General features: G+C 63.5%; 25 protein-coding genes and 1 other RNA gene. 16 read left to right on the top strand and 10 right to left on the bottom strand.

Features of this window, described 5'->3' with window-relative positions; genetic code table 11:
- Positions 1–133: 133 nt before the first annotated feature.
- Together PNAP_RS17210 and cysK are read right to left on the bottom strand one after the other, a co-directional pair.
- On the bottom strand, positions 134–1807 hold the full coding sequence (locus PNAP_RS17210) for an NAD(P)/FAD-dependent oxidoreductase (RefSeq protein WP_041376779.1): 1674 nt from the start codon (positions 1805–1807) through the stop codon (positions 134–136).
- A gap of 114 nt (positions 1808–1921) precedes the next feature.
- Positions 1922–2839 carry a cysteine synthase A gene (gene cysK, locus PNAP_RS17205; RefSeq protein ID WP_011802813.1) on the bottom strand — a complete coding sequence of 306 codons (918 nt, stop codon included), beginning with the start codon at positions 2837–2839 and terminating at the stop codon, positions 1922–1924.
- A gap of 65 nt (positions 2840–2904) precedes the next feature.
- On the opposite strand from cysK, the gene rnpB reads away from it, so the two are divergent.
- Positions 2905–3232: RNase P RNA component class A (rnpB, locus tag PNAP_RS25175), an RNA gene on the top strand.
- A 21-nt stretch (positions 3233–3253) separates the two neighbouring features.
- Here rnpB and PNAP_RS17200 read toward each other — a convergent pair.
- A complete protein-coding gene (locus PNAP_RS17200) occupies positions 3254–3793 on the bottom strand; it encodes an Rrf2 family transcriptional regulator (RefSeq protein WP_011802812.1) in 540 nt (179 codons plus the stop codon).
- 163 nt (positions 3794–3956) lie between these two features.
- On the opposite strand from PNAP_RS17200, the gene nhaR reads away from it, so the two are divergent.
- On the top strand, positions 3957–4853 hold the full coding sequence (gene nhaR / locus PNAP_RS17195; RefSeq protein WP_011802811.1) for a transcriptional activator NhaR: 897 nt from the start codon (positions 3957–3959) through the stop codon (positions 4851–4853).
- A 5-nt stretch (positions 4854–4858) separates the two neighbouring features.
- Here nhaR and PNAP_RS17190 read toward each other — a convergent pair whose 3' ends face one another.
- The 6 genes from PNAP_RS17190 to PNAP_RS17165 all read right to left on the bottom strand — a co-directional run bounded on the left by PNAP_RS17190 (position 4859) and on the right by PNAP_RS17165 (position 11417).
- Complete coding sequence (locus PNAP_RS17190; protein WP_011802810.1) at positions 4859–5716, bottom strand: basic amino acid ABC transporter substrate-binding protein; 858 nt, start codon at positions 5714–5716, stop codon at positions 4859–4861.
- Between the two features lie 126 nt (positions 5717–5842).
- On the bottom strand, positions 5843–7477 hold the full coding sequence (locus PNAP_RS17185; protein WP_011802809.1) for an MBL fold metallo-hydrolase: 1635 nt from the start codon (positions 7475–7477) through the stop codon (positions 5843–5845).
- A gap of 110 nt (positions 7478–7587) precedes the next feature.
- Entirely contained in the window at positions 7588–8754 is a 1167-nt protein-coding gene (locus PNAP_RS17180) for a mandelate racemase/muconate lactonizing enzyme family protein (RefSeq protein ID WP_011802808.1), read from the bottom strand.
- A 24-nt stretch (positions 8755–8778) separates the two neighbouring features.
- Complete coding sequence (locus PNAP_RS17175) at positions 8779–9486, bottom strand: SDR family NAD(P)-dependent oxidoreductase (protein WP_011802807.1); 708 nt, start codon at positions 9484–9486, stop codon at positions 8779–8781.
- On the bottom strand, positions 9476–10456 hold the full coding sequence (locus tag PNAP_RS17170) for a Bug family tripartite tricarboxylate transporter substrate binding protein (protein WP_011802806.1): 981 nt from the start codon (positions 10454–10456) through the stop codon (positions 9476–9478). The genes PNAP_RS17175 and PNAP_RS17170 overlap by 11 nt, the downstream gene beginning before the upstream one ends.
- 28 nt (positions 10457–10484) lie before the next feature.
- Positions 10485–11417, bottom strand: coding sequence for a dihydrodipicolinate synthase family protein (locus PNAP_RS17165; RefSeq protein ID WP_011802805.1), 933 nt, complete (start codon positions 11415–11417; stop codon positions 10485–10487).
- Between the two features lie 105 nt (positions 11418–11522).
- On the opposite strand from PNAP_RS17165, the gene PNAP_RS17160 reads away from it, so the two are divergent.
- From PNAP_RS17160 to PNAP_RS17140, 5 genes are all read left to right on the top strand, one after another.
- Positions 11523–12464 (top strand): LysR substrate-binding domain-containing protein, encoded by a 942-nt coding sequence (locus PNAP_RS17160; protein ID WP_011802804.1) that lies wholly within the window; start codon positions 11523–11525, stop codon positions 12462–12464.
- A gap of 93 nt (positions 12465–12557) precedes the next feature.
- Positions 12558–13436 (top strand): diaminopimelate epimerase, encoded by an 879-nt coding sequence (gene dapF / locus PNAP_RS17155; RefSeq protein ID WP_041376778.1) that lies wholly within the window; start codon positions 12558–12560, stop codon positions 13434–13436.
- A gap of 59 nt (positions 13437–13495) precedes the next feature.
- A complete protein-coding gene (locus PNAP_RS17150) occupies positions 13496–14209 on the top strand; it encodes a DUF484 family protein (protein ID WP_011802802.1) in 714 nt (237 codons plus the stop codon).
- Positions 14209–15246 carry a tyrosine recombinase XerC gene (locus PNAP_RS17145; RefSeq protein WP_011802801.1) on the top strand — a complete coding sequence of 346 codons (1038 nt, stop codon included), beginning with the start codon at positions 14209–14211 and terminating at the stop codon, positions 15244–15246. Before PNAP_RS17150 ends, PNAP_RS17145 begins: the two co-directional genes overlap by 1 nt.
- A gap of 57 nt (positions 15247–15303) precedes the next feature.
- Positions 15304–16488, top strand: a complete 1185-nt coding sequence (locus tag PNAP_RS17140) for a class I SAM-dependent rRNA methyltransferase (RefSeq protein WP_011802800.1) — start codon at positions 15304–15306, stop codon at positions 16486–16488.
- 23 nt (positions 16489–16511) lie between these two features.
- Here PNAP_RS17140 and PNAP_RS17135 read toward each other — a convergent pair whose 3' ends face one another.
- Positions 16512–17990 carry an aminotransferase-like domain-containing protein gene (locus tag PNAP_RS17135; RefSeq protein ID WP_011802799.1) on the bottom strand — a complete coding sequence of 493 codons (1479 nt, stop codon included), beginning with the start codon at positions 17988–17990 and terminating at the stop codon, positions 16512–16514.
- A 179-nt stretch (positions 17991–18169) separates the two neighbouring features.
- Between PNAP_RS17135 and PNAP_RS17130 the strand changes: the two genes are divergently transcribed.
- The 9 genes from PNAP_RS17130 (at position 18170) to PNAP_RS17090 (ending at position 26713) form a co-directional block, all read left to right on the top strand.
- Entirely contained in the window at positions 18170–18496 is a 327-nt protein-coding gene (locus tag PNAP_RS17130; RefSeq protein ID WP_011802798.1) for a hypothetical protein, read from the top strand.
- Positions 18497–18645: 149 nt separating this feature from the next.
- Positions 18646–19698, top strand: a complete 1053-nt coding sequence (locus tag PNAP_RS17125) for a CobW family GTP-binding protein (RefSeq protein WP_011802797.1) — start codon at positions 18646–18648, stop codon at positions 19696–19698.
- Positions 19699–19970: 272 nt separating this feature from the next.
- Positions 19971–20807, top strand: a complete 837-nt coding sequence (gene dksA, locus PNAP_RS25820) for an RNA polymerase-binding protein DksA (protein WP_011802796.1) — start codon at positions 19971–19973, stop codon at positions 20805–20807.
- 174 nt (positions 20808–20981) lie between these two features.
- Complete coding sequence (locus PNAP_RS17110; RefSeq protein WP_232290714.1) at positions 20982–22646, top strand: STAS domain-containing protein; 1665 nt, start codon at positions 20982–20984, stop codon at positions 22644–22646.
- Between the two features lie 501 nt (positions 22647–23147).
- On the top strand, positions 23148–23387 hold the full coding sequence (locus PNAP_RS27945; RefSeq protein ID WP_232290839.1) for a hypothetical protein: 240 nt from the start codon (positions 23148–23150) through the stop codon (positions 23385–23387).
- Complete coding sequence (gene mraZ / locus PNAP_RS17105) at positions 23273–23680, top strand: division/cell wall cluster transcriptional repressor MraZ (protein WP_232290826.1); 408 nt, start codon at positions 23273–23275, stop codon at positions 23678–23680. Before PNAP_RS27945 ends, mraZ begins: the two co-directional genes overlap by 115 nt.
- Positions 23681–23686: 6 nt before the next feature.
- The gene (gene rsmH, locus PNAP_RS17100; RefSeq protein WP_011802793.1) at positions 23687–24607 is read left to right on the top strand and encodes a 16S rRNA (cytosine(1402)-N(4))-methyltransferase RsmH; all 921 of its coding nucleotides are present in this window, start codon (positions 23687–23689) and stop codon (positions 24605–24607) included.
- A 64-nt stretch (positions 24608–24671) separates the two neighbouring features.
- Entirely contained in the window at positions 24672–24980 is a 309-nt protein-coding gene (gene ftsL / locus PNAP_RS17095; protein ID WP_011802792.1) for a cell division protein FtsL, read from the top strand.
- A complete protein-coding gene (locus PNAP_RS17090) occupies positions 24977–26713 on the top strand; it encodes a peptidoglycan D,D-transpeptidase FtsI family protein (protein WP_011802791.1) in 1737 nt (578 codons plus the stop codon). Before ftsL ends, PNAP_RS17090 begins: the two co-directional genes overlap by 4 nt.
- The last annotated feature ends 4 nt before the right edge of the window (positions 26714–26717 follow it).

The raw sequence follows: 26717 nt of genomic DNA, 5'->3' as shown, positions 1-26717 counted from the left end.
AATCAGTTCTGTCAGGTTGAGGTTCAGGCGCCGCCTTGGGCGACGTTTCGAAAATGGAGCGCCACCCATTGGGCGGCGCTGGCGGTGTGAAACCGTGAGGGCGAAGTATCCCCTATCCGGCGCGGCAGCGGGTTCAGGCGGCGGCCAGGCGCAGCTTTTCGGCCCCGGCCAGCACGCTGCGGGCGAGCGCTTCGGCGACCTTGATGCCATCGACGCCAGCCGACAGGATGCCGCCGGCGTAGCTTGCGCCTTCGCCGGCCGGGTACAGGCCGCGCACGTTGATGCTTTGCAAATCGTCGCCCCGGCTCATCTTGATGGGCGACGAGGTGCGCGTCTCCACGCCGGTCAGCACCGCGTCGTGGCGGTCAAAACCCTTGATCTTCTGGCCAAAGGCGGGAAAGGCTTCGCGCATGGCTTCAATCGCGTAGCCGGGCAGGGCGGACGACAAGTCTCCTATCGCCACGCCGGGCTTGTACGACGGCATGACCTCGCCCAGTCCGCTGGACGCGCGCCCGGCGACGAAGTCGCCGACCAGCTGGCCGGGCGCTTCGTAGTTGCCGCCGCCCAGCACGAAGGCATGCGATTCGAGCTGGCGCTGCAGGGCTATGCCGGCCAGCGGGTTGCCGGCGTCAATGCCGGGATAGTCGCGCGGGTCAATGCCGACCACGATGCCGGCGTTGGCGTTGCGCTCGTTGCGTGAATACTGGCTCATGCCGTTGGTCACGACGCGCCCGGCTTCGGACGTGGCCGCGACCACCGTGCCGCCGGGGCACATGCAAAAGCTGTACACCGAGCGGCCGTTGCTGGCGTGGTGCACCAGCTTGTATTCGGCCGCGCCCAGGGCAGGATGGCCGGCGTGTCGGCCCCAGCGGGCGCGGTCGATCAGGCCCTGCGGGTGCTCGACGCGAAAACCGATGGAAAACGGCTTGGCTTCCACGTACACGCCGCGTTCATGCAGCATGGCAAAGGTGTCGCGCGAACTGTGGCCCAGCGCCAGCACGACCTGATCCACGCGCAGTTCCTGCGTCTGGCCGGTCGCCTGGTCGAGCACCGTGAGGCCGCGAATGTGCCGCTTGTCCGGGTCGCCCTCGATCAGCACGTCGGTCACGCGCTGCTGGAAGCGGATCTCGCCGCCCAGCGCGATGATCTGCTCGCGCATGTTTTCGACGACTTTCACCAGCTTGAAGGTGCCGATGTGCGGATGCGCTTCAAAAAGGATGTCAGCAGGTGCGCCGGCCTTGACGAACTCGTTCATCACCTTGCGGCCCAGGTGGCGCGGGTCCTTGATCTGGCTGTAGAGCTTGCCGTCCGAGAACGTGCCGGCTCCGCCTTCGCCGAACTGCACGTTCGACTCCGGGTTGAGCTGGTTCTTGCGCCACAGTCCCCAGGTGTCCTTGGTGCGTTCGCGCACGGTCTTGCCGCGCTCCAGCACGATGGGCCTGAAACCCATCTGCGCCAGCACCAGCGCCGCGAACATGCCGCAGGGGCCGAAACCGACGACCACCGGGCGCAGTGGCAGGCCGGCCGGGGCCGTGCCGACCGGGTGGTAGGCCATGTCGGGCGTGGCAAAGATGTGCGGGTTGCCGGCGTGCCGGGCCAGCAGCGCGGCTTCGAGCGCGGCGCTGGCCAGCGTCACATCGACGATATAGACCTGCATGATCTCGGCCTTGCGCGCATCGAAGCTGCGCTTGAAGACCGTGAAGCCCGTCACGTCAGCGGGCGTGATGTGCAGGGTCTGGAGCAGGGCGCCCTGCAGCGCGTTGTCGGTGTGCGCGAGCGGGAGTTTGATTTCGGTCAGTCTGAGCATGGATCGTCCGGTTCGTGGCTTGTGGTTATCAAGCAGGAGCGGGGATTTTAAAGGCCTGCGCATCGCCTGCCGCCGGGCACTGAACCCGGCGGCAGGAGAACAGGCCGACGGGTTTCAGGCCGGGAAAAAGCCTTCGACCGACAGGTAGCGCTCGCCAGTGTCGTAGTTAAAACCCAATACGCGCGTGCCGGCCGGCAATTCAGCCAGCTTCTGGGCAATCGCCGCCAGCGTCGCGCCTGACGAAATGCCGACCAGCATGCCTTCCTCGCTGGCCGAGCGGCGCGCCATTTCGCGCGCCGGTTCGGCATCGACCTGGATCACGCCGTCGAGCAGGCTGGTGTCGAGGTTTTTCGGAATGAAGCCGGCGCCAATGCCCTGGATCGGGTGCGGGGCCGGCGCGCCGCCCGAGATGACCGGCGAGGCGGCCGGCTCGACCGCGAACACCTTGAGCTGCGGCCAGGCGGCTTTCAGCACCTTGGCGCAGCCCGTCAGGTGGCCGCCGGTGCCGACGCCGGTGATCAGCACGTCGAGCCCGTCGGGGAAGTCGGCCAGGATTTCCTGCGCCGTGGTGCGAACGTGAATGTCGATATTGGCCGGGTTCTCGAACTGCTGCGGCATCCAACTGCCGGGCGTGGCGGCGATCAGTTCCTGGGCGCGGGCAATCGCGCCCTTCATGCCGTTGGCGCGCGGCGTCAGGTCAAAACTGGCGCCGTAGGCCAGCATCAGCCGGCGGCGCTCGACGCTCATGCTGTCGGGCATCACCAGCACCAGCTTGTAGCCCTTGACCGCCGCGACCATCGCCAGGCCGATGCCGGTGTTGCCCGAAGTCGGCTCGATGATCGAGCCGCCGGGCTTGAGCGCACCGGACTTTTCGGCATCCTCGACCATGGACAGCGCAATGCGGTCCTTGATCGAGCCGCCCGGATTGGCGCGTTCGGACTTGATCCAGACCTGCGCGTCGGGGCCGAACAGGCGGTTGATGCGGACATGGGGCGTGTTGCCAATGGTGGCGAGGATGCTGTCGGCTTTCATGGAGGCTCCTTGGGCGGTTGGGGGTGTTTTTAGCGCATTGTGGCGCACTGCCATAATAGAGGTGTGAAGCCTGCCAGACCGCCGCTGGTGCAATTTCCGAAAGGAAGCACTGGAGGAACGTCCGGACTGCACAGGACAGCGTAGGAGGTAATACCTCTCCACCGTGAGGTGAGGATCAGAGCAACAGAGACGAGCCGATTCAGTTCGGGTGAAACGGGCAATCTCTACGCGCAGCAACACCAAATAGGCCAGCGTTGACGTGGTTCCGCGGAGCTGGCGGGTAGGTGGCACCGAGCCGGGCAGGCGACTCCCGGCCCAGATTAATGGCGGTCACACCGGGCAACCGAAAGGAAGCCAGGCGCACAAAATCCGGCTTATCGGCGGGCTTCACACTTTATTTTTTGACTTTTTCGCTCAGCGGCTGCCCAGCAGCGAACGGCCCAAGGCAAACACCGAATTCGGCGCCGTGGTGTAGACCGGCTTGGACTTGGGCGCGCTGTACACGCCGCGCTTGGCCGGCCGGGCCTCGATTTTCACGCCCTTGGCGCGCTGCTCGCTGGCCAGGTGGCGCAGGCTGATGGACTGCATGTGCTCGACCATCTTGGCGTTCAGCGCCGCCCACAGTTCCTGCGTCATCCACTCGCCCGAGCCTGCCTGCCCGGGAAAAGCCTTTTCTCCCTTGCCCGGTGCGTGCGGGTGGACCTCGATGGCGCCAATGATGTCGGCCACTGAAATGCTCTCGCTGGAGCGGCTCAGCGAATAGCCGCCGCCCGGGCCGCGGGTGCTTTCGACCAGTCCGCTCTGGCGCAACCGGCTGAACAGCTGCTCCAGGTAGGACACTGAAATCTTGTGGCGCATGCCGATATCGGCCAGCGAAATCGGGCCAGCGTTGCCTTGCAGGGCAATATCGATCATGGCGGTCACCGCAAAACGGCTTTTGGTGCTCAGGCGCATGGGAGTTTTCCTTTAAACATCAAAAAAATGACGTAGTGAGGTGCACTATAGGAAGGTTTTTACTTCGTGTAAATTCGTATTTAGAACGATTTCATTTCGAAAATTACGAACTATTGGACGACTCGGCAGTCATTGACTGGAAACTCTGAATGGAAACTCCATCGTGAACTTCAAGCACCTGCATTATTTCTGGGTCACCGCCAAGGCCGGTGGCATTGTGCGCGCCGGCGAGCAGTTGCACACCACGCCGCAGACACTGTCCGGGCAAATCAAGCTGCTCGAAGCCTGGCTGGGGCGACAGCTGTTTCGCAAGAGCGGGCGCCAGTTGGAGCTGACCGACGAGGGCCGGCTGGCGCTGGGCTATGCCGACCAGATTTTCACCCTCGGGGCCGAAATGGAAACAGCGCTGCGCCAAGCCAGCGGAGGCTTGAGAACGCTGGACTTCCGGGTCGGCGTGGCCGATTCGGTGGCCAAGTCGGTGGTTTACCGGCTGCTGGAGCCGGCCTTGTCAATCAGCGAGCCGGTGCGCCTGATCTGCAGCGAAGGCAAGTTTCCCGATTTGCTGGCCCAGCTGGCGCTGCACCGGCTGGACTTGGTGATGGCGGACGAACCGATGTCGGGCCGCGTCAGCATCAAGGCCTTCAACCACCCGCTGGGCAGCACGCCCATGAGTTTTTTCTGCACGCCAGCGCTCAAGGCATCGCTCAAGGGCGATTTTCCGCAGTGCCTGAACGATGCGCCCCTGCTGATCCAGGGCGCGGCGTCATCGGTGCGCAAGCAGCTCGACAGCTGGTTCACCAAGCACCAGATCCACCCGCGCGTGATTGGCGAGTTTGACGATGGCGCGCTGATGAAGGCTTTTGGGCGCGAGGGACGGGGCATCTTCATGTCGGCCAGCGTGCTGGAGGCCGAGACCACCGCGCAATACGGGGTCGAGATGATTGGCCGAACCGACGAGATGGTCGAGGATTTTTTCGCCGTGTCCATCGAGCGGCGCATCACGCATCCGTGCGTGGCTGCCATCACCGAGGCCGCGCGCGGGCGGCTTCTTCGGGCCTGAGCGCTTTATTTGGACGCGGCGGCGGCGGGCGCTGGCGCTGCGGCAGGGGCGGCGCCGAAATACTGGGTGTAAATCCTGGCGTAGCTGCCGTCTTCCTTGATGCCGGCCAGGCCCTGGTTGATTTTTTCCAGCAATTCGGCATTGCCTTTCTTGACCGCGATGCCGTACTGCTCGGCGGCAAACGTGCTGTCGGCGATGGTCTTGAACTTCGAGCCGGGATTGTTGGCGACGTAGTGGACGACGACGCCGTTGTCGGCCACCACGGCATCGACGCCGCCGCCTTCCATTTCCTTGAGCGCCAGCGGCGTGGACTCGAAACGCTTGACGTTGGGGCTGTCCTTGCCTTGCAGCTTGGTGATGACTTCGTCGCCGGTCGTGCCGTTTTGCACGCCGACCTTGAGCTTTTTCAGGTCGTCGAATTTGGCGATCTTCGAGTCGCTTTTCACCGCGATCAGTTGCTGCGCATCGAAATATGGCGCTGAAAAGTCCAGGGTCTGCCGGCGCTCGGGCGTGATGGTGATGGCCGAGACCAGCAGGTCGCGGTCGCCCTGCGCGACCGAATTGAAGATGCCTTCCCAGGGCGTGTTCACGAACTTGACCTCGATGCCGGCTTTCTGGGCGGCGGCTTTCACCACGTCGATGTCAAAGCCGACGATCTCGCCTTTTTCGTTTTGCGATTCAAACGGCGCATAGGCGGCGTCGGTGCCGACCACATAAACCTTGGCGGCGGCGGCCGGGGGCGTTGCCGCAGGCGCGGTGGCGGCGGGGGCTGCCGGCTCCTGTTTGCCGCAGGCTGCCAGCACCAGTCCGGCCAGCAGGACGCTGGTGGTTTTGAGAAAGTGTCGCGTCGTGATCGTTGGCATGGAGCATCCCGTAAAAGTTAAGTGGCAGTCGCCCCGTCAGCCCGAACCCTCAAGTGGCGGAACGACTGAAGAAAAGTATAAGGCTCTACCGGCAAGCAATTGTTGCGCCTGCGCTGGCTTCACGCCTTACGCAACGCGCCCCAGGGCCTCGATCCGGTCCACATGCGCCTGCAGCGAGCGCAGGGCAATCGGCCACAGGCGCGGGTCGGTGTCGTCATAGGCCAGCGCCACCCAGTCCTGCAGCGTGCCGCCGGGCAAGGCCTGCATCGCCGCCGCCACCCTGGCCTCGCGCTTGAGGCGATGCGCCCTGAGCTGGGCAATCGCCTGCGGGGCTTCGCCCAGCACATGGCCGTGCGCCGGCAGGATGAAGTCGATCTCGTGCTCGTCGCAGGCGCGGCTCAGCCGGTCCAGCGAATCGAGGTAGGCGCTCATCTCGCCGTCGGGCGGATTGATGATGGTGGTGCTGCCGTTGAGGATGTGGTCGCCCGAAAATAGCAGTCCGTCCTCGACCAGCACCAGACAGACATGGTTGGCCGCATGGCCGGGGGTGAAAATTACCTTCAAAGTGTGTATTTGCGCTTTATGGGTAAGCGTGAGCAGCTCCTGATTTAATAGCGATCGGTCGGGGGCGAACCGGGAGTCGGCGCGCGCGGTCGCGGCCGACGGCAGGCCCAAAATCGGCGGCCGGTGGGCGCACAGCGCCTGCAGCGGCCTGGCGCCCGGCGAATGGTCGGGGTGCGAATGCGTGCAGACGATGGCCTCGATGCGCCCGCCGGTCGCTTCAAACAGGCGCCCGATGTGCGCCGCATGGTCCGGCCCCGGATCAATCACGATGTAGCCGGTGCTAGCGGTGCCGACGATGTAGCTGTTGGTGCCCGGGCCGGTCATCATTCCTGGGTTGGGTGCGGTCAGGCGCATGACGTTTTTCAGCAGCGACACGGGTTGTTCGGATTGCCAGTCGAGCGAATGCACGATCTGGCCGTCGGGGCTGGTCAGCGCCAGTTCGCCGTAGGGCGAGTCGTGCTCCATGTAGCGCGCGTCCTGGCCGCCCAGCAGGCCGGCGCGCGGGCACGAAATCCACAACGGTTTTTCATGCGCGCAGGCCGTGAGCACCGTCTCGACGCTGGCGTATTTTTGTAGCCGCTCCAGCGTTCGGAGAGTCGGGAAAATCATGAAGAAATCGCCCGCCTCGTGCCGCGCCAGCGCATCGGCCGGGCGCACCCAGACGGGCTCGAACTGCTCGGTTTCGTCGGCCACGGGTGTTTGGCCTTCGGGCATGCGGGCGACCAGGAAGGGCACGTCGAATCGGCGCGGCAGGTCGCGGTCGGTGATCCAGTGCGCCAGCGTGAACACGTCCGCGCCCGCCAGCATCAGGCCGCGCTCCCGGCACTGCGCGGCGAACGGGGCCTGGCGGTCCAGCGCCGCAATGTCGTCGGTGGTGACATGGCGGCCGTCGGCATGGCGCGCCAGCAGCACGCCGAGTTCTTCAAAACTTTCGCGGATGGCGGCGATGGCTTGCGTCAACTGCAGGTCGCCTTGGCCGGCGCGGCGCGTGGATTGCGCATGGGCTTGCGCGTCGGCGGCGTCAATGCCGCCGCCGGGAAAGACGTAGGCGCCGGGCGCAAAGCTGGCCGTCATGGAGCGCCGGGTCATCAGCACTTCAATGCCCTCGGCCGTGTCGCGCAGCAGTAGCACGGTGGCGGCGGGGCGGGTGGGCGCGGGCTCGCGCTGGGTGTAAAGGAGTTGGGAGGTTCTTGGCATTTCCTGATTTTGCAGCGAAACGCACGAATGGCGCCCGGCCACCCGAAACCCTGCCGCCGCAGGCCCGGCACGGCGATTCAACGCCGCGCCGCTTGCCCGCGCCGGGTTCTTCAGGCGGTCAATGCCTTCATTTCCGCATACAGGTCGGCCTTGCCCTCAAAGCCGATGCCGGGCAGCGGCGGCAGCGTCACGTAGCCGTTTTCCACCTTGACGCCGTCGGGGAAACCGCCGTAGGGCTGGAACAGGTCGGGGTAGGACTCATTGCCGCCCAGGCCCAGGCCGGCGGCAATCGCCAGCGACATCTGGTGCCCGCCGTGCGGCACGCAGCGGCTGGGCGACCAGCCGTAGTCCTTCAGCATGTCCAGCGTGCGCAAATACTCGACCAGCCCGTAGCTCAGCGCGCAGTCGAACTGCAGCCAGTCGCGGTCCTTGTGCATGCCGCCGTAGCGGATCAGGTTGCGCGCGTCCTGCATCGAGAACAGGTTCTCGCCCGTGGCCATGGGGCCGGTGTAGCTTTCGCCGAGGCGCGCCTGCAGCTCGTAGTCCAGCGGGTCGCCGGCTTCCTCGTACCAGAACAGCGGGTACTGCGCCATCGCCTTGCCGTAGGCGACCGCCGTCGCCAGGTCGAAGCGGCCGTTGGCATCGACCGCCAGTTGCTGGCCGGGCTGGAGCATTTTCAGCACCGCCTCGATGCGCTGCATGTCCTCGGCCAGCGGGGCGCCGCCGATCTTCATCTTCACCACCGAGTAGCCCCGGTCCAGGTAGCTCTGCATCTCGCCCAGCAGGCCCGGAATGCCCTTGCCGGGGTGGTAGTAGCCGCCGGCGGCATAGACGAACACTTTCGGGTTGGCCACGCCGTTGCCGTAGCGCTGCGCCAGCATGTCGTGCAGCGGCTGCCCGGCGATCTTGGCGGTGGCGTCCCAGATCGCCATGTCGAGCGTGCCGACCGCCACCGAGCGCTCGCCGTGGCCGCCCGGCTTTTCGTTGGACATCATGCAGGCCCAGATCTTGTGCGGGTCGAGGTTGTTGCCGGTCTCATCCAGTAAGGCCCCAGCCTCGGCCTCCAGCACGCGCGGGCGAAAGCGTTCGCGGATCAACTGGCCCTGTCCGTAGCGGCCGTTGGAGTTGAAGCCGTAGCCGATGACCGGCTTGCCGTCACGCACCACATCGGTCACGACGGCGACGAGGCTGAGCGTCATCTTCGAGAAGTCGATGTAGGCGTTGCGGATGTCCGACTTGATGGGCCGGGTCGATTCGATGATGTCGATGATTTTCATGGTGTGGATTGAACGTAAAAAGGGTTAGCGGGCCAGCGACGAGCCGCCGCAGATCTGGAGGTCCTGGCCGGTGATGGCGGCGGCCAGCGGAGACAGCAGGTAGAGCACCAGCCCGGCGACTTCCTCGGGCAGGATCAGGCGCCCGATGGGCGGCAGCTTGGGTGCCGTCAGGGCGCGCGCCGGGTCTTGCGCCATGGCGGTCTGGGTGGCGGCGGGCGACACCACGTTGACCGTGACGCCGCGCGGCGCGAGTTCGGCCGCCCAGCTGCGCGCCAGGGCGATCAGCGCGGCCTTGGTGGCCGCATACTGGCCGCGCCCGGCCATGCCTTGGGCCACGCGGCTGCCGATGAAGACGATGCGGCCATCGCCCTTCGCCGCCATGGCATCCGCAAGCGCGTTGGCCAGGCGCGACGCCGCATCGACATGCAGGCGCCACATCAGTTCACCGGCTGCCGGGTCCAGGCTGCCGAGCGCGCCCAGGCGCAGCAGGCCGGCCGCATGCACCAGCGCATCGACGCCGCGCAGGCGGGCTGCGGCGGCATCCAGGCTGGCGGCGTCCGCCAGGTCCACCTGCACGGGCTCAAAGCGCGGGTCTTCGATGGCCGGCGCCGACAGGTCCAGGCCCGTCACGGCCCAGCCTGCATTGAGCAGCGCCTGCGCAATCGCCTTGCCGATGCCCGAGCTGCTGCCGGTCACGACCGCATGGCGCGCGCTGCCAGCTTCATTCGCCACGGATGCCTCCGTCGGCGATGATCTTCATCGAGCGCGCCGTGTCCTCGCGCTGGAAGCGCGCGAAGTCGTCGATGCTGCCGGGCTCCAGAAGCAGGCCTTGCTGGACCAGCCTGTCGCGCATGTCGGTGGCCAGCGCCTTGTTGACCTCTTCATTGAGCCTGCGCGCCATGTCCATCGGCAGCTTGGCCGGACCCCAGAGGCCGTACCAGCTGTAGAACTCGTAGCCGGGAATGGTTTCGCCGACGGTCGGCACCTCGGGCAGGGTGGGAACGCGCGCCTTGGAGGTCACGGCAATCATCTTGAGCATGCCGCCCTTGTAATACTGCATCGAGCCCAGGATGGGATCGACGAAGCCGTCGATCTGCCCGCCGATCAGGTCCTGGTAGGCCGGGCCTGAGCCTTTGTAGGGAACGGTCAGGTAGCTCACGCCGCCCGCGCGCTTGAGCAGTTCGGTGGACAGGTGGCCGGCCGACGCGTTCGAGCCGATCGCAAAGCTGAGCTTGCCGGGGTTGGCCTTGGCGTAGGCCAGCAGTTCCTTGATGTCCTTGATGGGCAGGTTCTTGTTGATGGAGACCGCCAGCGGCGCCTTGGCCACCAGGGCGATGGGCTGGAAGTCCTTGGCCGCGTCGTAGGGCGGGGTTTTCAGCAGCAGCGTCGAGGTGGTCAGGGTCGAGGCATTGAACAGCAGCGTGTAGCCGTCGGCCGGGGACTTGGCCACGGCGTCGGCGCCAATCGTCCCGTTGCCGCCGGCACGGTTTTCAACCACGAAGGGCTGGCCCATCTGCTCGCTGAGCTTTTGTGCCAGCTGGCGGCCCACGGTGTCCAGCGTGCCGCCGGGTGGGAACGGAATGATCACGCGGACCGGCTTGGACGGGTAGCTTTGCGCCAGTGCCGTGGCGGGCAGGACTGACAGGCCGGCCAGGGCTAGCGCACAGGCCAGGCCATGGCGAATGAAGGTTTTGCGTTGCATTGTTTTGTCTCCTTGGGGGATGCGCTGATCAGCGCGACACGCCGGCGGCGCTGACGGCGCGCTGGATTTCGGCCTCTTCCTGCGCCGACGGCCGGTGCGTCGGGGCGCGCACGAAATCGTGCTCGATGACGCCGGCGCACTTCATGGCGGTTTTCATGCGCGCATGGGCTTCGCCGGTGGGCTCGCCCGCGCCATAGACGGCTTCCTTGAGCGGGTTGATGACCTGCTGGATGCGCATCGCTTCATGCAGGTCGCCCTTTTGCACGGCGGCGTACAGGTCGATGATGAGCTGGGGAATGAAGCTGGCAAAGCCCACCAGCGCGCCGTCCACGCCCTGCACCATCGAGGCCAGCAGGTATTCGTCGTGGCAGGTCAGGATGGCCTTGCTGGCGTCGGCCTCGCGGATGGCTTTGAGGTCTCTGGCGTATTTGCTCATCTCGCGCTGGCCGACCTTGAAGGCCTGGACGTAAGGCAGCCGGGCCAGGTCGGCCAGCAGTTCCGACGAATACGACGCCTTGCTGTAGGCCGGATAGACGTGGCAGACCAGGTCGAGCTTTGACGCTTGCCAGATGGTTTCGAAATAGGCCAGCGCGTGGTCGGGGTGAAAGCCAAAGCGCAGCCAGTGGTGCGGCGGCATCACGTCCAGCGCCGCCGCGCCGGCTTCCTTGGCCATGCGGGCGTGCTCGGCCGCTTCGGCCAGGCCTTCGCAGACGATGGACGAAATCACCGGCAGCCGGCCCTTGAGTTCGTCGGCCACGATGCGCGTGACTTCGGCGCGCTCCAGCGGCGTGAGCGAAAACACCTCGCCGGTGTGGCCGTTGGTCATGACCGCGACCACGCCCTTGTGGCCCGCCAGCCAGGACGCCAGGCGGCGCAGCGCAGGCTCGTCGATGCGGCCATCGGCCGTGAAGGTGCAGGCGATGGCGGGAATGATGCCGCGATAGTTGGCGATGGTAGGCATGTTTGAAGTCTCCTTGTGGGTGAATGAATGGGGCCAATCATCGGCAGCGACCGGCTTGGCGTCCAATACTCGAATCGCATACAACTATTCAAAGGAGACTGAACGATGGGCCCTGTCAACCGACCGCTTGACCTGGAATGGCTGGAGGATTTCCTCGCGCTGGCCGAAAGCGGCAATTTCTCGCGCGCCGCGCAGGCGCGCGCCATCGCCCAGCCGGCGTTCAGCCGCCACATCCGCGCGCTCGAAGAATGGGCCGGCGTCGAGCTGATCGACCGCGCCCGGCATCCGGCGGCGCCCACGCCGGCCGGCGAGGTGTTCGTGGTCACGGCGCGCGATGTGGTACTGCGGCTGCTGCAGGCCCGCACCCGTGCCCACGAGGCGCACGAGCAGGCCAGCCGCAGCCTGCAGTTCGCGGCCACGCATGTGCTGTCGCTGGCTTTTTTTCCGCGCTGGCTGCAACAGGTCGAGCAGCAAGTGCAGCTCGGGGCTATCCACATGGTGTCGGACAGCTACCAGGCCTGTGAAGAACTCATGCTGCAGCGCCGCGTGCAGTTTTTGCTGTGCTACGGCCACTCGGCCGTCAAGACCCGGCTGCTGCCGCCCGAGTTTGAATTTGCCTGCGTCGGCGAGGACCGGCTGGTGCCGGTGAGCGCGCCCGATGCCGGCGGCCAGCCGCAGCATCAGATTGATGGCGACGCCCATGAACCCTTGCCGGTGCTGGCCTACAGCGAGGCGTCGGGGCTGGGCCAGATCATGCGCGACCGGATGCCGGGGGCGTTCGATGCGCAGCGCTTTAAGCCGGTGATGACCTCGCACCACGCCGTGCTGCTCAAGACCATGGCCCTTGAAGGGCGCGGTGTGGCCTGGCTGCCGCACAGCCTGGTGAGCGCCGAGATGGCCGACAAGCGCTTGACGAGCGCGGCTGGCCCCGAATGGAGCATTCCGCTGGAAGTCCGGCTTTTTCGCGCGACCGACTCACTGGCGCCGACGGCCGAAGCGGTCTGGGCGCAGGCGGCTGCGGGGCGGGCCGGGCCGAAAAATCCCTGAGCCTTGCCGGGCGCGGCCGGCGTGTTGGTGTCTTGCCACGAAGCGCATGTTCACAGCGCTGCAGTGGGCTGGGCACAGCAGATAATGCCTTTTATGCGAATCCGATTTACCAAAATGCAGGGCGCGGGCAACGATTTCGTGATGCTCGACGAGACCCGTGGCCCGCTGGGCTTGAGCCCCGCCCACTACCGTTTCCTGGCCGACCGCCACTTTGGCGTCGGCGCCGACCAGATCCTGACGGTGCGGCCTTCGCCGGGCGAAGGCATCGACTTCGAGTACGTGATCCACAACGCCGACGGCGGCGAGGTCGAGCAGTGCGGCAACGGCGCGCGCTGCTTTGTGCGTTTCGTGCGCGAGCAGGGCCTGACCACCAAGGACGCGGTCAAGGTCAAGACCCTGGGCGGCATCATCGAGCCGTGCATGCAGCCCGACGGCCGCGTGACGGTCAACATGGGCGCGCCGGTGTTTGAGCTGGAGCGCATCCCGTTCAACCCCGCCGGCTTGACGCCCCAAACCGCCGGTTCATGGCAAAAATGGCCGCTTGCGCTGGATGGGCATGCGCAGGCTGCTCCTGTTTTCGTAGCGGTCGTGTCAATGGGAAATCCGCATGCGGTGCAACTGGTGGACGATGTCGATACTGCCCCGGTTCTTGAGGCCGGTCCGCTGATCGAGCACCATCCGTCGTTCCCCAGGCGCGTGAACGCCGGCTTCATGCAGGTCGTCTCGCGCAGCCAGATTCGCCTGCGCGTCTATGAGCGCGGCGCCGGCGAGACGCTGGCCTGCGGCACCGGCGCCTGCGCGGCGGTGGTGGCCGGCATCCGGCTGGGCCTGCTCGACAGCCGGGTCGATGTGCTGACGCGCGGCGGCCAGCTCACGATTGAATGGGCTGGCACGCTTGATGCTCCGGTGATGATGACCGGACCGGCAACGACCGTGTTCGAGTCAGAGATTGAAGTTCCCGACACGCCGTAGCCTTTTGCGGGTTTCGTTGATGGGGGAATGCAGACTAAAAAAATGGAGACAAGGCCACCATGAATCCCGTCCAACACCTGGTCACCGAAGACGATATTGCCGGCTTCCTGGCCAGCACGCCTGACTTTTTCGAGCGCCATGCCGAACTGCTGGCTTCGGTACAGCTGTCCAGCGGCCACGGCGACCGCGCCATCAGCCTGCAGGAGCGCCAGGCCGTTTTGTTGCGCGAGAAGATCAAGGGGCTGGAGACGCAGATGGTCGAGATGATCCGCAACGGCCAGGACAACCTGGTGATTGCCGGCAAGATGCATGCGTGGACCGGCAAGCTGCTGCAGGTGGTGCAGGCGCGCGACGTGCCCGGCGCCATCGTGCAGGGACTGGCCAGCGAGTTGCAGATTCCGCAGGCCGCGCTCCGGGTCTGGGGCATGGATGACGCTTACGCCGGCCAAAGTTTTGCGGCGCATGTCAGCGCGGACGCGCAGGCGTTCGCGGCCTCCCTGAGCGCACCTTATTGCGGCGCCAATGACAATTTTGAAGCCGCCGGCTGGCTGCCGCAGGCCGCGCAGGCGCAGGCGCAGTCGCTGGCCTTGATTCCGCTGCGCGCCGACAAGGACGCGCCAGTCTGCGGCCTGCTGGTGCTGGCCTCGCCCGATGCCCGGCGCTTTCACAGCGGCATGGGCACCGAATTCCTCGAACGCCTGGGCGAGATGGCCGGCGCGGCGCTGTCGCGCCTGCGTGCGCCCGGCGCCGTAGCGGCAAGTCGGGTCGCCTGATGAAACCCGTGCCGCCCGCGCAAGACAGTGCGCCCGAAGAAGCCGACCCGCTGGTCACACGCTACCTCGCCTATGTCCGGGTCGAAAAGCGGCTGGCCAGTCGTACCGTAGAGCTGTACATGGCCGACCTGGAAAAACTGCAGGCGAATGCGCGCAAGGCGGGCGTGGCGCTGACGGACGTGAAGCACACGCACCTGCGGCGCTGGGTGGCGCAGATGCACAGCCGTGGGCGCAGCGGGCGCGGCATTGCCTTGATCCTGTCGGGCTGGCGCGGCTTTTACACCTGGCTGGGCCGCGAAGGACTGGTGCCGGGCAACCCGGTGCAGGACGTGCGCTCGCCCAAGATCGCCAAGCCGCTGCCCAAGGCCCTAAGCGTCGATGAAGCGGTGCAGCTGGCCAGCTTCGAGCTTGAGGCCACGGACGGCGATCCTTTCCTCGAAGCGCGCGACCAGTGCATCACCGAGCTGCTCTACGGCTGCGGACTGCGCATCAGCGAGCTGGTCGGCCTGGATGCGCAGGCCAGCGGCAAGGCGCGTGGCTGGATCGACATGCAAGGCGGCGATGCGCATGTGCTCGGCAAGGGCGAGAAGCGGCGCAGCGTGCCGGTCGGCGGCGCGGCGCTGAAGTCGCTGCACAAGTGGCTGGCGGCCCGCAGCCTGTGGGCGCGGCCCGGCGCTGACGGCGTTCAGGGCGGCGAGGCGCTGTTCATCAACCAGCGCGGCAGCCGGCTCACGCCGCAGCACATCCGCGTGCGCCTCAAGCAGCGCTCGCAGCAGGCTGGGCTGGCCACGCCGGTGCATCCGCACATGCTGCGCCACTCGTTTGCCAGCCATGTGCTGCAGTCCAGCGGCGACCTGCGCGCGGTGCAGGAGTTGCTGGGCCACGCCAGCATCACGACCACGCAGGCCTACACGCGGCTCGATTTCCAGCACCTGGCCAAGATTTACGACGCGGCGCATCCGAGGGCGATGTCGGACGGTGCCGGCTCGAAGGCCAAGGCGCCGCCAGAGGTTCAGGAGCCGCGCAAGCCGAAGTAGCCCGGTTCGGCCCTTGCCCCCGGCAGGCGGCAGGCACGCAGCCGCGACAATAGCGCCATGAACATAATTCGACTGAAAGACGGCAGGGAACGCTCTTTGCTGCGCCGCCACCCCTGGGTTTTTGATGGCGCCATCGCCAGCGGCGGCGGGGATTCCGGTGAAACGGTGCGTATTGAAAGCCATGCCGGCCAGTTTCTGGGCTGGGCCGCGTTCAGCCCGAGTTCCAAGATACGCGCCCGGGTCTGGAGCTTCAATGAAGCGCAGCGCATCGATGCTTCGTTTTTCATAGCGCGCATCGCACAAGCCATCAGCGCAAGAAGCCTTTTTGACATCAAAAGCGACGGGCTGCGACTGATCCACGGCGAATCCGACGGCCTGCCGGGCCTGGTCGTTGACCGCTACGGCGACACGCTGGTCGCGCAGTTCTCCAGCTGTGGCACGGAGAAATGGAAAAGCGTGATCGTCGATGCGCTGCTGGCGCAAACCGGCCTCACGCGCCTGTATGAACGCTCGGACGCCAGCGTGCGCACGCTCGAAGGCCTGCCCGAAGCCACCGGCTGGCTCGCTGGCTCTGGCGATACCGGCATCACCATCACTGAGCACGACTGGAAGCTGAGCCTGGATGTCGCCGAGGGCCACAAGACCGGCTTCTACCTCGACCAGCGCGACAGCCGCCAGAAGTTTGCCGCCTACGCGCGCCGGCTCGGGTTCAAGGACGTGCTGAACTGCTACTGTTACACCGGCGGCTTCACGGTGGCGGCGCTGGCCGGCGGCGCGCAGCACGTCACGTCGATTGACTCGTCCGGCCCGGCCATCGAGCGCGCCCGGGCCAACGTCGCGCTGAACGGTTTCGACGCCGGCCGCACCACGATGCTCGACGCCGATGTCAATGCCATGCTGCGCCAGTATCTGAAGGAAGGCCGGACCTTCGACGCCATCGTGCTCGACCCGCCCAAGTTCGCGCCGACCGTCACGCATGCCGAGCGCGCCGCGCGCGCCTACAAGGACATCAACCGGCTGGCGCTGTCCATCCTGGCGCCCGGCGGCGTGCTGTTCACCTACTCGTGCTCGGGCGGCATCAGCGCCGACCTGTTCCACAAGATCGTCGCCTCGGCCGGTACCGACGCGGGCGTGGACGCCTTCATCTGCGAGCGCATGGGCGGCGCGCCCGACCATCCGATGACGGTGGCTTTTCCGGAAGGCGAATACCTCAAGGGCCTGGTGCTGGTCAGGAAACCCTGAAGCCGGCGTTTAGTGGTCAGGGTTCATTCCAGCCGATGGGCCAGCCTGCCGACGATCTCGCCCAGTCCGCGCAAACCCCGGTCCAGGACAGCGTCATAGGGCCAGCCGCAGTTGAGGCGCACAAAGTGGTCAAAACGCCGGGAGTTGGAAAACAGCCAGCCGGGCGCCACCAGGATCTGCGCGTCCAGGGCCGCATCGAACACGGCTCCGGACGAAAGCTGGCCGGGCAGCTCGACCCACAGCGTCAGCCCGCCATCGGGCAGGTTCATGCGCGTGCCAGCCGGGAAATAGGTGGCAATCGCCTCGGCGGTCTTGGCGCGCTGTACATCGAGTTTGCCGCGCAGCGTGCGCAGGTGCCGGTCATACTGGCTGGAGGCCATGAATTCGGCGGCTGCCAGCTGTGGCAGCTCCTCGTTGCTGCGGGTTTGCGCGTACTTCAGCATTTCCACCCGCGCCTGCCAGCGACCCGCCGCCATCCAGCCCAGGCGCAGGCCCGGCGCCAGCGTCTTGTGCAGCGAGGCGCAATAGATCACCTGGCCGCCCGTGTCCCAGGACTTGATCGCCCGGATCGATGCGGCCTGGGCATCGCTGCGGTTGGCCAGTTCGCTGTAGGAATCGTCCTCGATCAGCGCGATGTCATGGTGTTGGCACAGCCGCAGCAACTGCTGCTTGTGCGCTGCCGGCATCATGCTGCCCAGCGGATTTTGCAGGTGCGGCACCACGACGACCGCCTTGATGTCCGGATAGGTCTGCAGCGCCAGTTCCAGCGCCCCGGTGGACATGCCGGTTTCGGGGCTGGTGGGTATTTCCAGCGCCCGCATGTTCAGGCTTTCCAGGATTTGAAGCAGGCCGTAGAAGGTCGGTGATTCGACTGCAATCGTGTCGCCCGGTTGGGCCACCGCGCGCAGTGCAATGTTCAGGGCCTCGATGCAGCCGTTGGTGATCTGGATGTCCTCGGACGACAGGGCCAGCCCGATATTGATCGCGCGCTTGGCCAGCACCGAGCGCAAGTGCCGCGAGCCTCTGGCCTGCGAAGGGCTGACCAGCAGATCGGGCTGACGCCGAAGCGCCCGAATGGCAGCATTTTTCAGCGCCTCGCCGGGGTACAGCTCGGGTGCGCAACGCGCTGCCGAAAAATCGATCTTGCTCGGCTGGAGCCGGCGGCGCGCCACGAATTCCGACACTCGGGCATGGATGCCGACATATTGCGCAGGATCGGGCGCCACATCCAGCCGCGGTTCGGCCACCCGCGCCAGTGCGCTGCGGCGCGGATGGCGCACGAAGTAGCCCGAGCGCGGCCGCGCCTCCAGCCAGCCTTCGCTTTCCAGCTGCCGGCTGAACTGCAGCACCGTGGACAGGCTCACCGCATGCTGGCGCATCAGCGTGCGCAGGCTGGGCATGCGGTCGCCGGGCGCCAGCGAGCCGGCATGGATCACGTCCCGGTAATGCGAGGCCAGGCGCTGGTAGATCGGCTCATGCCGGGTGGGCTGGGTCATGGTCATGGGCCATCTTGGGCGGTTTCAAATGAAAAAAACAGATACAGCCGAAGCCTGAAACAACCATAACAGATGCGGTTTCAACACGCCTGTTCCGGTCGAGAAAGCGCCGGGCTGTGGCTGTTCTGGAAAAGCATGAGTGCCTAGCATTGAGCATCTTTTCAACCTGATGAAAGATTCACGCCATGCAACCCACCTCTTCGTTCGTCGGGCAACTCGCTCCTGGCCAGACTATGCACCTTTCCCTGCGGCGCGGCGCCCGCGTACTGCCCGTTGAAGGTTCGGCCCGTGTTTTCAGGCAGGTCTGGCTGGCTGAGCGCATCGTTTCGCTGCAGGTGTGCGCCAAGGCCGATGCGCTGTATGAAGCCGATGCCGCCGGCTGGATTCAAATCCAGGCGGCGCCGCACGGACCTGCTGTCCGGTTCAAGGTCGTCGATGCCCCTGGCTTGCGACAGCGCTGGGCGGCCCTGTGGTGCAGGCTGCCAAGCGCCGTTTTGGCCAAACCTTTCTGAAAGTCCGCCTGACGCATCGACAGGCAGTTTGTGAACAATTCGCACAGGCACGACTGGCAGTGAGGGTTCAGGGCTTGAAGGCGCGGCTAAACTCCCCATCTTCGCTTGGCCGCCAACCTGCATTCCTGTCCCTGTTTTAGGTAAACACCATGAGCTTGATTCCCGTCACCATCCTCACCGGCTTTCTCGGCTCGGGCAAAACCACGCTGCTCAAGCGCATCCTGACCGAGGCCCACGGCCAGAAGATTGCCGTCATCGAGAACGAGTTTGGCGAAGAAAACATCGACAACGAAATCCTGGTCAATGACACGCAGGAAAACATCATCCAGATGAACAACGGCTGCATCTGCTGCTCGATTCGCGAAGACCTGCGCGAGACGCTGCAACTGCTGGCCGCCAAGAAGCGCAAGGGCCTGCTGGCGTTTGACCGCGTGGTGATTGAAACCACCGGCCTGGCCGATCCCGGCCCGGTGGCGCAGACCTTTTTCATGGACGAGGAAATCGCCGAGCAGTATTTGCTCGACTCCATCCTGACGCTGGTCGATGCCAAGCATGCGCAAACCCAGCTCGATGACCGCCAGGAGGCGCGCCGCCAGATCGGTTTTGCCGACCAGATTTTCATCAGCAAGACCGACCTTGTGGCGGAAGGCGAAGTGCAGGCGCTGATGCATCGCCTGACGCACATGAACCCGCGCGCGCCGCAAAAAGCCGTGCATTTTGGCGAGGTGGCGATTGCCGACGTGTTTGACCTGCGCGGCTTCAACCTCAACGCCAAGCTCGACATCGACCCCGACTTCCTCAAGGCCGACGAGCCGCACGACCATGATCATCACGACCATGAACACGGCGAGCATTGCGACCATCCTTCGCATGCGGCGGAGCAGGGCAGCCACCATCACCATGACGACGATGTCAAAAGCTTTGTGTTCCGCTCCGACAAGCCTTTCAGCCCGGCCAAGCTCGAAGATTTCCTGGGCGCGGTGGTCAATATCTACGGCCCGCGCATGCTGCGCTACAAGGGCGTGCTGAACATGGAGGGCACCGAGCGCAAGGTGATTTTCCAGGGCGTGCACCAGCTCATGGGCAGCGATCTGGGGCCTGCCTGGCTTGAGGGCGAGAAAAAAACCAGCAAGATGGTTTTCATCGGCATCGACCTGCCGAAAGATATTTTCGTGCAGGGCCTGGAGCAGTGCCTGGTTTGAGGCAGACTGAAGGAGTGTGAAGCCTGAGTCCAGTGAAAAGGATGAAAAAAGCGAATGAAGGTGTCGATTCTCCCGGGATTATTTTTCAATTCGATGCTCCGGGCCAGCGAGCCGTTACAATCGCGCGCCGACCAAAATACCCGGAAAACCGAATCGGGAAGCCAGCCAGAGAAAGACCAGCTCACCCCATGGGCTGAACGCCGCGTTAAAGTGGCCTCATTGGCTGGATCGGCGCAGACACACCAGATCATCTGGCACCAGATAGGGCCTGAATGCCCGACGGCAATCAGGCAAAGAAGCGGTTTGGAACATTACTCCGGGCCGCTTCCCAGAGGAGAGACTCAGTGAACACCCCAGAGAAGAAAATCAAGACGTCTGCCCAGGCCACCCCGGTCAAGCCAGCAGCCAGCGCCGTCGCCAAGCCGGCAGCGAAAGACGGCAAGACCGTCAGGTCCGTCCTCACGGTGCCGGTTGCCGCGCCTGTGCGCATGGACTCCGCGCCCTTGAAACCCGGCCGCAGAAGTTCGGCCCGCACCGCCATCCAGACTCCCACGCCCGCACCGATGGTGCCCACCCATGCGCCCGACGCAGCCAAAGCCAGCTACTCCACCATGACTGAACGCGTAATTGCGCCGCCCGTCCACGCGGCCGCTCCCAAGGATCCGCAACTTGCCGACAACTGGAAAACCAAGCCGGCCAACCAGCTGACCGACCAGGAAATCAAGGCGATGCCTGATTCCGAGTACATGAACGAAGTCCAGCTGGCTTTTTTCCGCCACAGGCTGTCGGTGCTCAAGCAGGAAATCCACAACAGCGCCGGCCAGACCACCGAGCACCTGCGCGAAGACGCCGCCATCGTTCCCGATCCGGCGGACCGTGCCACGATTGAAGAAGAGCATGCGCTTGAACTGCGTACGCGCGACCGCGAACGCAAGCTGCTCAAGAAAATCGAGCAGTCGATTGCCCGCATCGATTCGGGCGACTATGGCTACTGCGATGAAACCGGCGAAGCCATCGGTGTCGGCCGCCTGATTGCCCGCCCAACGGCCAATCTGTCGCTCGAAGCGCAGCAGCGGCGTGAACTCAAGCAAAAAATGTTCGGCGACTGAAGCTGTAATTCCAGCGTCCTCTTTTTACTTCCCAACATGTCCAAAGACGATACCGCTTCAGGCTTGTTGTCCAAGCTGGTCAAGTTTGTTCGCAATCCGGCCACCAACTGGACGGAACTCGATTCCGTTGACGGCAACAAGGACGACTCGGTCAACAAGCAATTGCTCAACGAGATGATCGAGCGCAAACGGCGCAACGATTTTGTGCGCAAGCGTGAATTCGACATGTTGCGAAAGTTGCGAAAGCTTGAAGCGCTGGCTGAAACCGCGCCGGGTGCAGGCAGTACGCCTTCATTTTTTCAAAGCAGCCTCACCTCCCACGTGGACGACCGTGCATCGACGCTCAAGAAGATCGATGAGATTGAAGCGCAGATGTCGATGCAATGGTGGAAAACCAAGAATCAGACCGCCTCAAGCGCCAAGACCGAGCCGGCGCCGTTGCACATTCCGCAAGAGCACGCGGAGCAGGCTCCACTGGACAGTCTGCAGCCTTTGGAGTATCAGCCGACGATGCCGGCTGGCGCAATGGATTTGGGACATCCGGCCGATCTGTCCGCGCAAGCCCCCTTGCTGGGCGATCTTCTGCAAGGCCTGCCTCAACAGCGCCCGTTCCAGGCGGCGCCGCCCAGCATTGACAAATCTCGGGAAAGCAGCACGGTGGACATGATGGCTTCCATGAGTTCCGATCTCATGCCCCTTCAGGGGCAGGAACAGGAACAGGAACATGAACCGATCGTCCATGATGCCGAGCTTGAAGAAGCTGCCATCTTGTTTGCCAATGGCGATGATGCAGGCGCTGAAGCCGGTTTGCTGGAAATTCTGGCGCCTGGCGCCCTGCGCGCCAACCATGCCTATACCTGGCTGACGCTGTTTGACCTGTACCGCGCTACCGGGGAGCAGGACAAGTTCGAAGCGGCAGCTGTTGAATTCGCCGAACGTTTCAGCCGCTCGGCGCCTCAATGGTTTTCATTGCCCGAAATGGTCAAGGCGCTTGCCCAGCCTGCGGACCAGGAAAATCAGGAGAGCGCGTCTGCGGACTGGATTTGCCCTTCGTCATTGGGAATGCAGTCGGTCGGTGTACTGAATGCGGCTATTGGCCGTTCTGCCATGCCGTGGCGCCTGGACTGGAGCCACCTCAAGACGATTGAGGCTTCCGCCCTTGACCTCCTGCATAAATTATTCAGCGGCTGGGCGGCCCAGGCTGTGCAGTTGCGTTTCATGGGCGATGAACAACTGCGCGAAGTGCTGCTCAAGGCAACGCCTTCCGGTGAGCGAGGCACTGATCAGAGATGGTGGCTATTGCGCCTGGAGGTATTGCGCGTCATTCATCGGCCTGATGATTTTGAACTCGCGGCGCTTGATTTCTGCATCACCTACGAAGTGTCTCCGCCAGCATGGGAAATCGCTCAATGCGATTACAAATCACTCGATGAATATGGCGACGCCAGGGGCCGGGCCACCATTATCGGAGCGCCTACCAGCGAAACCGTCTATTCCAGCCTGCTGCAATTGGAGCCAGATTCCGTGCTGGATTTCCGTACCACCAGCCCGCCTGTCCGATTTTTGTCAGTTGACCTCTCCGGCCAGATTCAAGGCGATGCGGTTGCCGTGATGGACCGGCTGGAGGCCAGTCTGGTAGGTGCAGACAGAATGCAGATTTGCTGCGGCAAGCTGATCCGCGTCGATTTTTCTGCTGCCGGCATGCTGCTCAATTGGGTGGCTGCCCGTCAATCAGAAAACCGCATCGTTGAGTTTTCCGAAGTCAATCGACTGGTTGCCGCTTTTTTCAATGTGATTGGAATTATCGAGTACGCCAAGGTGGTGGCTCGCAACGACTGAAATGGATGGGCTGCCCGGCAGCCTCAGATATTTTTTTGAATCCATTCTTGGCATGGTCTGCGGCTAAAAAAAATGTTAATCATTTGTTGCAAGTAAAACACTTTGTAGCGATTTTTGACCGAGAAAGCTCTTTCTGGATTTAAATTTCCTTGCTAGAAAATCATCGAACGGGGGTTTGCATCTCGACAGCGAGTAAAAAAGCATGTTCAAGCTTGCCGCTGTGACTGCATGCTACATTTTTGCTAGCTCCCGATGCTGGTGGCTCAAGGGCGTCAGGCAAGCTGTTCAGACCGGTTTGCGATGCTGATATCCTCATCCTGAACCAGAAACGACCGACGTAATCAAAATCCGCAAAAGACCTGCTCGCATCGCCTTTTGACTGGTCTTCCTGTGCGCGACATTCTTCATGCTTAACTTTAGGTATTGACCTCAAGTAATTCATATTAAACAACTTTAGAGCCCTGAGCAGCATTCACATACCCCTCTAAGTTATTGATTTCATTGAAAGAATTTGTGTCAGATTCCGGGCTGGCAGGGGGTTCCCTGATACAGTGGGAAAATGTGCAGTTTGGTGGTGAAAAGTGTTCGATAGAGGGTTTTCAAGAGTGTTTCAAGGTGCGTCATTTCTGGCTCTCGATGCAAAAGGCCGGCTTTCCGTGCCTGCCCGTCACCGGGATGCTTTGGGCGCAAGTCATTCTGGCCAATTCACCATCACCAAACACCCGCACGGCTGCCTCATGATTTTTCCCCTGAGCGAATGGGAGAAATTTCGCGAGCGTATCGCTTCACTGCCCATGCAGGCTCAGTGGTGGAAACGGATTTTTTTGGGAAACGCCATGGATGTCGCGATGGACGCGACCGGTCGCATCCTGGTTTCGCCTGAACTGCGCAAGGCCGCCGGCATCAGCAAGGATGCGGTTTTGCTGGGCATGGGCAATTATTTTGAACTCTGGGACGCTGCAACCTATGCGGCGCAGGAGGCCGAGCAGATGAAGGGCGAAATGCCCGATGTCTTTAAAGATTTTTCTTTTTGAAAGTAGATGGTGAAGGGCACATGGACACACCGCACCGTCCTGTTGAACGAAGCCATCACGGCGCTTCAGGTCAACCCGGACGGTCATTACATCGACGCGACTTTTGGTCGCGGAGGACATTCACGCCTGCTGCTGTCGCAACTGTCGGCGCTCGGCCGCGTGACGGCCTTTGACAAGGATCTTGACGCCATTGCAGAGGCCCAATCCATCGACGACCCGAGGTTTTCCATCCGCCATCAGGGTTTCATGCATCTGGACCAGATGCCGCAGGCCAGCGTAGCGGGCGTGCTGATGGACCTGGGCGTGAGTTCACCCCAGATTGACAACCCGGAACGCGGTTTTTCCTTCCGCAATGAAGGCCCCCTGGACATGCGCATGGACACCACGCGTGGCCAGAGCGTGGCCGAGTGGCTGCAGGATGCCTCCATCGAAGCCATGACAGAGGTGATCCGCGACTATGGCGAAGAGCGCTTTGCCGGTCTGGTGGCCAGGGCGATTGACAGGCGCCGGCAGGAACATGGTCCGCTTCAGACCACCGCCGAACTGGCTGACGTCGTGGCCAGTGCGGTCAAGACCCGCGAGCCGGGCAAGGATCCGGCAACGCGCACCTTCCAGGCGCTACGGATTTTCATCAACGCAGAGCTCGAAGAACTGCAGCAGGCGCTGCAGGCTTCGCTCAAGGTGCTGCAGCCGGGCGGCCGCCTGGTGGTGATCAGTTTTCATTCGCTTGAAGACCGCATCGTCAAGCAATTTATCGCAGCGCATTCGCGCGAAGTGTATGACCGGCGTGCGCCCTTTGCTGCGCCCAAAGTCATGCAACTCAAGGCGCTGGGCCGCACCAAGGCGAGCGAAGAGGAAGTTGCCGGCAATCCACGCTCACGCAGCGCCGTGATGCGGGTCGCCGAGCGTACGGGAGAAGCCGCATGAACAGCTTGAGGCTTTGCGTTGCTGGCGGGAACGATCTTTTTGCAATCACCTGCGAGAGCCGGCCATGGGTCGCCTGAATTTTGTGCTGTTGCTGGCCGTACTGGTCAGCGCGCTGTATCTGGTGCAGACCCAGTATGAGTCGCGGCGTCTTTACGTGGAGCTTGAAAAGGCCGCCGCGCAGAGCCGAAAGATAGAAACCGAGAGTGAGCGACTGCAGGTGGAAAAGCGTTCTGAAGCGACTCCTTTGAAAATCGAGAAACTGGCCAGGGATCGTCTGCAGATGCGTACGACCACCCCTGCCATTACCGAGTACGTCAAGTACAAGTCCGCAGCCGATGTGGCGTCGGCTGCCGGGCAGAAGGCACAGCCATGAGCAGCAAAAGCGTTCTCTACACCTCAAGCCCCTTGCTGGCCAGCAAAACGCCTGTCTGGCGCAGCAAGCTCATCGTGGCTCTGATTGCGCTGTTGTTTACAGGTCTGGCCATCAGGGCGGCCTATATCCAGGTGTATGCCAACGCATTTTTCCAGCGGCAGGGCCAGGTGCGGTTTGCACGGACCCTGGAGTTGCCCGCCAACCGGGGCCGCATCCTGGACCGCAATGGGCTGATTCTGGCCTCCAGCGTGCCCGCCTCCAGCATCTGGGCCATTCCTGAAGATGTCAAGGCCAGTCCCGCCCAGCTTGCCGAACTCGCCAAATTGCTTGAAATGCCCCTGGCCGAGCTGAACAAGAAGCTCGGCGACGAGGACAAGACTTTTGTCTGGGTCAAGCGCCAGCTTGAAGAACCGGTCGCCCAGAAAATCCATGCGCTCGGCATTCCCGGCATTTACCAGCGCAAGGAATACAAGCGCAAATATCCCGAAGGTGAAACCATCGCGCACATCGTCGGTTTCACCAACGTGGAAGACAAGGGCCAGGAAGGCATCGAGCTGACCTTCAATAAAGAGCTTTCAGGCAAGGCCGGCTCACGGCGCGTCATCAAGGACCGGCTGGGCCGCGTGGTCGAAGGCGTCGGCGAGCAGGTTCCGCCGGTTGACGGAAAAGACATCCAGCTCAGCGTTGACAGCAAGGTGCAGTTTTTTGCCTATCAGAAGTTGCGTGATGCGGTGATCGCGCGCAAGGCCAAGGCCGGCAGCGTGGTGGTGATTGATTCCATCACTGGCGAGGTGCTGGCGCTGGCCAATTATCCAAGCTATGTGCCTGACAAGCGCCAGAACCTGACCGGCGAGCAACTGCGCAACCGGGCGGTGACTGACACCTTCGAGCCCGGCTCAACGATGAAGCCCATCACTGTGGCCATGGCGCTGGAGGCTGGCCGCATCAAGCCGCAGACCCTGATTGAAACCGGCCCCGGCCGCTTTAGCATCGGTGGCTTCACCATCAGCGACACCCACAACTACGGCACCTTGACCGTCGAGGGTGTGATCCAGAAGTCCAGCAATGTTGGCGCGCTGAAAATCGCGCAGAAGATGACGCCGCACGAGATGTGGGATACCTATGTGGCCCTCGGCTACGGCCAGAAACCCAAGATCGAGTTTCCCGGTGCGGTGTCGGGCCGGCTGCGGCCCTGGAAGACCTGGCGGCCGGTTGAGCAGGCCACCATGGCTTATGGCTACGGACTGTCGGCCTCGCTGTTCCAGATGGCGCATTCCTACACCTCTTTTGCCCACGACGGCCAGATCATTCCGGCCACCATGCTCAAGAGAAGTGAGCCCGCTGTCGGCGTCAAGGTATTTTCTCCAGAAAATGCGCGCGCCGTGCGCCGGATGCTCCAGATGGCGGCAGCACCAGGCGGCACGGGCCAGCTTGCCCAGACCGTCGGCTACTCGGTCGGCGGCAAGTCGGGCACAGCGCACAAGCAGGTCGGCAAAGGCTATGCCAGCAACAAATACCGCGCCTGGTTTACCGGCATGGCACCGATTGAATCGCCGCGCATCATCGTCGGCGTCATGATCGACGAGCCGAGCGATGGCAAATACTTCGGCGGCATTGCCGCCGCGCCGGTGTTCAGCGAAGTGGTTCAGCAGACGCTGCGCATGATGGGCGTGCAGCCCGACGTGAGCGTGAAACCGCAAATCATCACGCAGACGGTGGAGGAGTCGTTTTGACCGC

Origin of the sequence: Polaromonas naphthalenivorans CJ2, assembly GCF_000015505.1 — a bacterium.
GTDB classification, from domain to species: Bacteria; Pseudomonadota; Gammaproteobacteria; order Burkholderiales; family Burkholderiaceae_C; genus Polaromonas; species Polaromonas naphthalenivorans.
This window is presented reverse-complemented; position numbering and strand designations above follow the sequence as displayed.